Raw genomic sequence first — 6,000 nt, forward strand, 5'->3', positions numbered from 1 at the left:
GGCCGATCGGGCGAACGCACCTCGTCGCACGCCGTAATCACGCTGCGGCGATCTTCCCCCGATTCAGGCGCTGATTGCGGAGATGGAGTGGTCCTCAGCCAGGTCACGTCGGCGGGGTTCAATGCACGGCTCGATGTGCGTAGCATTGCCTTTCACGGCTCATGCGGCCAAGCCGCCGGTAAACATGACAAAAGCAAACACGGACCCGCTGGTCCGATCCCGGATGACCATATCGAAAAAGGCGGAAAAATGGCCGATGTGAAGGTTTCGCCGGCGACCTCCGCTGTTCCCCGCGCTTGCCCGCGTCCGCACTTCGACCGGTCCCAGCTGGAGTACCTGGCCACCGGCCGGATCTCCGCGCTGTTCGGACCGCGGTTCGCGGCCCAGGACGGCCGGCGGCGGCAGACGAGGCTGCCCGCTCCGCCCATGCTGCTGGTGGACCGGGTCACCGGGATCGACGCCGCACCGGCGGTCCTGGGTGCCGGCGTCATCCACACCGAGACCGATGTGACCGCCGGCAGCTGGTACCTCGACCCGGCCGGGCGGATGCCCACCGGGATCCTCGTCGAAGCGGGCCAGGCGGACCTGCTGCTGATCAGCTGGATGGGGATCGACCTGGCGATCGAAGACGGCCGGGTGTACCGGTTGCTGGGTTGCGAGCTGACCCACCACGGCGAGCTGCCACGTCCGGGCGAGACGGCCCGCTACGAAATCCACATCGACGACCACGCCGAACTCGACGGCGTCCGGCTGATGTTCTTCCACTACGACTGCTACGTCGGCCAAGAGCTCCGGCTGAGTGTCCGCTCCGGCCAGGCGGGCTTTTTCACCGATCGCGAACTCGCGGCGAGTGCCGGGGTGCAGTGGGATCCGGCCGCCAGTCCGCCCCCTGCGGCACCGGTCGATCCCCCGGCCGTCACCGGCGCACCGGCCAGCTTCGGCCCGGACGCCGTGCGGGCGTTCGCCGCCGGTGATCCGGCGACGTGCTTCGGCCCCGGCTGGCGGGCCACCCGCAGCCACGTGCGGACTCCGCGCATCGCCGCCGGCGAACTGCTGTTCCTGCACGACATCCCCGAGTTCGACCCCCGGGGAGGCCCCTGGGGAAGGGGCTACCTGCGGGCGCGGGCGCCGATCACCGGGAAGGACTGGTTCTTCGCCGGGCACTTCCACAACGACCCCTGTATGCCCGGCACTCTCATGCTCGAAGGCGGCATCCAGGCGATGGCGTTCTTCCTCGCCGGCCTCGGGCACACCGCGGAGCGGGACGGCTGGCGGTTCGAGCCCGTGCCGCACCGGCCGACCCCGCTGCGCTGCCGGGCGCAGGCGACACCGGACTCGCGCCTGCTCACCTACGAGGTCTTCGTCGTCTCGGTGGTGGCCGATCCCGTGCCCACTCTGATCGCCGATGTGCTGTGCAGCGTCGACGGCGTCGCGGCGTTCCACGCGAGCGGCGTCGGGCTCCGGCTGGTTCCCGACTGGCCACTGGAGCACTGGCGCCTCACCGGGCCACCCCGCGAGCAGACCACCGGAACCCTCGTTCCCCCGGCCGCCCTCGGCGGTTTGGCCGGCCACCGCGATCCCGGTCCGGTTGCCGAGGTCGACGGCGTGCGCACGGATCTCGCCTCGGTGCGGGCCTTGGCCTGGGGCCGTCCCTCGACGGCGCTCGGACCGCAGTTCGCCGAATTCGACAGCGCGCTCCGAGCACCCCGGCTGCCCGGACCGCCGTACCAGTTCCTCAGCCGGGTGGTCTCGGTCGACGGTGCCTTCGGTTCGGCACGTCCGGGTTCGCGGATCACCGCGGAGTACGACGTGCCCGCCGAGGCGTGGTACTTCGAGCAGAACGGCACGCCGGTCATGCCGTTCTCCGTCCTGATGGAGGTCGTGCTCCAGCCCTGCGGCTGGCTGGCCATCCACGCCGGGGGGACCGGTCACAGCACCGACGACCTGAGGTTCCGCAACCTCGGCGGCGAGGGCACGGTCTTCGCCGAGGCCGGGCCGGACACCCGGATTCTGCGCACCGAGGTCGAACTCCTTTCGGTGGCCGTACAAGGCAAGATGATCGTCGAATCGTTCGCGGTCGAGTGCACGGCCGACGGCGCGCCCCTGTTCACCCTCGAGACGACGTTCGGGTTCTTCCCTCCGGCTGCCTTCGCCGACCAGGTCGGCCTGCCCCCTTCGCCCGCCGACCGCGCACGGCTGGCCGCATCGGGTGGTCCGGTGCTGGACCTGCGGGCGCGGGAGAAGGCGAACCGCACCGCGCTCGACCCCCCGGGCCGGATGCTGCGGATGCTGGACCGGATCACCGGGTACTGGCCCGATGGCGGTCCGGCCGGGCTGGGACGGCTGCGGGCGGAGAAGGACGTCGACCCCGGCGAATGGTACTTCCGGGCGCACTTCTTCCAGGATCCGGTGCAACCCGGATCACTGGGCGTCGAGGCGATCTGCCTGCTGCTGCAGCACTACCTGGTGGTGTCCGGGCGGACGGCGGGCGTGCCCGGCGCCCGGTTCGAACCGGTCATGACCGGCAGTCCGGTCAGCTGGAAGTACCGCGGCCAGGTGGTGCCCGCCGACGACCTGATCACCGTCGAACTGGACGTCGTCGAGGCCGGGACCGACGACCACGGCTGCTATGCGATCGGGCAAGCGTGGCTGTGGGTGGACGGCCGACGCATCTATCACCTGCCCCGCATCGGGATGCGGGCGGTCGCCGCCGGGACGAAGCCGCCGGCCGACCGGACCACCGAGGAAAGGACGAGGAAATGAAACGTTCGGAATCGCGAGGACGGATCCGGTGGGGCCGGTTCGCCGGAGTGCTCGGGCTGGCGCTGGCCGGCGCGGTCGCGCTCGTCACGGGACTTTCGCAAGGAGCGCTCGCGGCGTCGTTCGCGGTGTCGGGGAGTTCGTTCCAGGTGAGCGCGGACAAGCTGGTGGGCGAGGGCTTCGTCCTGTACGGCGACGTCGACCGGGGTTCCGGCGCCGCCCACGTCGTCGCCGTCGGGGCCTTCCGCAAAGCGACGCTGGACAACTTCTGCCAGTCGATCTTCCTGCCCAAGGTGCCGCTCGTCGGCGACACGACCCTCGTGCTCACCTCGGGTGGCCCGGGCGGCATGGCCGCCACGGACATCGTTCTCGGCATCGCCTCGCTGACCGGGGACCTCACCCTCACCGACACCCAGATCGGCATCGACGCCGGTCAGCTTTCCCAGGGTCCGGCCGACGCCAAGGGCAAACCGGGAGCGTTCGGGATGCAGGCCGGCACCGCCACGATCGGCCAACTGCGGCAGGTCGCCTGGAGCACCAACGCGCAGACCCTGCGGCTGAAGAACCTTTCCCTGTCGTTGAGGAGTGGCAAGAATGAGTGCTTCTGAGTCCCCGGTCCCGCCGCGGTCACCCGGCCGGGTCGTCCTCCGATGAGCAGCGGACGGCGTGCCCGGGCGGCCTGGCGGAGGTTCCGCGACTGGCGTCGCCACCGGCCCTTCGGCGCCGGGATGTTCCTGCTGCCCGCCTGTGGCGCGATCGGGCTTCCGCCGTACGCCTCCTTCCGGCTGGGTGACGTGGTGCTTTCGATCCGGACGATCGGCGGCCTGTCGGCCCTGCTCATCGCCGCCCTGCTCCTGATCTGCGCGGTCTCGCTGTGGACGCGGCCCCAGTACCGGGTGGCGGCGGGGGTGACGGCGATCGTGGTGTCCCTGGCCGCCCTGGTCAGTACCAACCTCGGCGGGTTCGTGGTGGGCACGGTGCTGGGACTCGTGGGCGGGGCACTGGCGCTGGCGTGGGCGCCGCCCGCCGATCCGTCCGCCGGTTCGTCCGCCGACCGGCCCGACGACGGTGAACCGGGCTCTTCGCCGCCGGCGTTCCGGTCCGCGGGCGCCACGCTCCTCGTCTTCGGCGCACTGGCCGCCGTCCCGGTCGTTTCCCGCTCGGTCCCGAACGAAGATGTCCGGCCCGCCGCGGTCGCCGCCGTGGTTCCGCACGGGCCGCCGTCCGGCCGGGCGTGGGTGCTCACGGCCTCGGTCCTGAGCCTGGCCGGACTGCAGTACCTGGGCATCGGCACCACCAGGATGGGGGACGCCACGGTGGAGGTGCTCAGGTTCACCGCCCACCGCGTCGACATGACGAGCCTGCGGCAGACCAGCGAACTGGTCGACGGCCACACCAGCACCATCGCCGCGCCACCCGGAAGCGTCTCGACTGCCACCGGTGACCCGGTCGAGCTGCTCACCCTGCGGCTCACCGGCACCCTGAGCCTGCTCGGCCTCATCGGCATCCCGGTCGACTTCACCCCCGCCCACCCGCCACCGCTGGTGCTGCCCTACCTCACGTTCACCGACGTGACCGTCGTCAACACCGACCTCAAGCGTGCCCGGCTGGTCATCCCCCACGCGAAGCTGACGGTCACGTGAGCCGCGGGGAGGCCGAGCCGGTCCGGGAGGAACGGCAACGGGCGGTGATCATCGGCTCGGGTGTGGGCGGCAGCATCGCCGCGTTCCGGCCGGGCGCGGACAACGTGGTTCTGGAACGGGGGCGCCGCTGGCCGATCGGGCGGCTTCCCTGTGGGGGAAGGAACTGCTGAGGGGCCGTGCCGCGCGCGGCCGTCGCTGCGCCCGCGTGCGGGTGTGACGGCACAGCCGCGCCTGGCCGTGGCGGGAGCCGTCGCGAGTGCGAGAGGCCGCACCCGGAGCTCATCGTGGCCTGCGGAGCCGCCGTCGGGGGTGGCACGCTGGGGTACGGCGGGTGCTGGAGCAGCCGCATCCCGGCCCGTTCACGCGGGTGTTCCCGGCCGAACTGGACTACGCCGAGCTCGACGCCGTCTACTACCCCCGGGCCCGTCGGCGGCTGGTCGACGCCACCGCACGCCGCCAGTTCACCGCCACGGTGGCGAAGATCGCCGCCCTCTCCCCGACGCCAAGGTGCTCGACCCGATCGGCCCGCACGCGGCCCACCCCTGGGCGGGGTGCCAATGGGCAATTCGATCCGAGGTAGCCCCCGGACCACTGGCAGCGTGCAGACAGGTCTCATGATGGCCGGCCAGACATTGAAGCCACTCGCCGGCCTGCAGCGACGGTCCCGACGCTCACCGCTGCCAAACCCGGCTGCCTCGGGATACTCACTCACACCGGTCGCCGAAGAAACGGAACAACACGACGGACCTCGCGCCCGCGGCGTCGGTGCTGGAGTCACCGAAGATCACCCGTCCGACGGGTGAGTCGACGTGCCATATACCTTCGAGCGGCTGGGGAGCTCCTTCACCAGGATCCGGTCGGTCGCGGGCCACCCCAGGATCCCGTCGACTCAAGAACCGCGATCTCGTCCGTGGCGGACACTCATCCGCACGGTCCAGGCCGATCGCGCCCGAAGACACCGGCTCTGCGGAGTCGGCGGGGACAGCCGGCCCGATCATCGTCGTGGCCTCGGCGGATTTTCGGCACGCTCGTCCGCCTCGGGTAGAGTTGCTTCGACGTCCCCAGCGGACTCCTGAGCCGAGCGGGACAGCATCTCCGCTATCGCATCCACGTCAGCCACCGCGCACCCAGTGCGGATGTAGAACTCCGCCCGGGACAAGCCCGCGGTGGCCTCGGCGAGAACTGCTGCGAAGCGGAGAGCCTCGTCGGCTGCCATGTCGATCGCGACGCGACCGTCTCGCCATACTATTTTCACCACTAGCCACCTAACCACGTCGTTTCATGAAATCTGCCATAGATTCCTTGAAGGCAGACATCGAGAACTCTCCTCGCTGAATGACCGTAACACCGCGTTCGCCGTCGTACCAGCCGACTCCGCCGTTGCGGAGTGGCGCACCGTCCGACCTTCCGGCGAATCCGTCGAGGTAGTCAGCCAGAGCGTCATCGGACATCTCGAACCGATGGTTCAGCGGCTTGCCGTTCTTGACTTCTTTCTCCGCTTCTTCGCGGATATGCAAGACGGGTCTGCTGCACCGATAGGTGACAGTTCAGTCACGCGGCCTGACTGGCCGGTGAGGTCATGATGGTCTCGTACTCA

General features: G+C 70.3%; 5 protein-coding genes. 4 read left to right on the forward strand and 1 reads right to left on the reverse strand.

The features are described from left to right. The first annotated feature begins 249 nt into the window (after positions 1-249). The 4 genes from Q5425_RS26805 to Q5425_RS26820 all read left to right on the forward strand — a co-directional run bounded on the left by Q5425_RS26805 (position 250) and on the right by Q5425_RS26820 (position 4,983). Positions 250-2,763: a hypothetical protein gene (locus Q5425_RS26805; RefSeq protein ID WP_308675074.1), complete on the forward strand. Its 2,514-nt coding sequence runs from the start codon at positions 250-252 to the stop codon at positions 2,761-2,763. Continuing rightward, entirely contained in the window at positions 2,760-3,368 is a 609-nt protein-coding gene (locus Q5425_RS26810; RefSeq protein ID WP_308675075.1) for a DUF6230 family protein, read from the forward strand. The genes Q5425_RS26805 and Q5425_RS26810 overlap by 4 nt, the downstream gene beginning before the upstream one ends. Positions 3,369-3,410: 42 nt before the next feature. Next, complete coding sequence (locus Q5425_RS26815; RefSeq protein ID WP_308675076.1) at positions 3,411-4,403, forward strand: DUF6114 domain-containing protein; 993 nt, start codon at positions 3,411-3,413, stop codon at positions 4,401-4,403. Positions 4,404-4,734: 331 nt separating this feature from the next. Then, entirely contained in the window at positions 4,735-4,983 is a 249-nt protein-coding gene (locus tag Q5425_RS26820) for a hypothetical protein (RefSeq protein WP_308675077.1), read from the forward strand. Positions 4,984-5,668: 685 nt separating this feature from the next. On the opposite strand, the gene Q5425_RS26825 is transcribed toward Q5425_RS26820, so the two are convergent. Continuing rightward, complete coding sequence (locus tag Q5425_RS26825) at positions 5,669-5,920, reverse strand: hypothetical protein (protein WP_308675078.1); 252 nt, start codon at positions 5,918-5,920, stop codon at positions 5,669-5,671. Positions 5,921-6,000: the final 80 nt, after the last annotated feature.

Origin of the sequence: Amycolatopsis sp. A133, from assembly GCF_031082405.1 — a bacterium.
Classification (GTDB): domain Bacteria; phylum Actinomycetota; class Actinomycetes; order Mycobacteriales; family Pseudonocardiaceae; genus Amycolatopsis.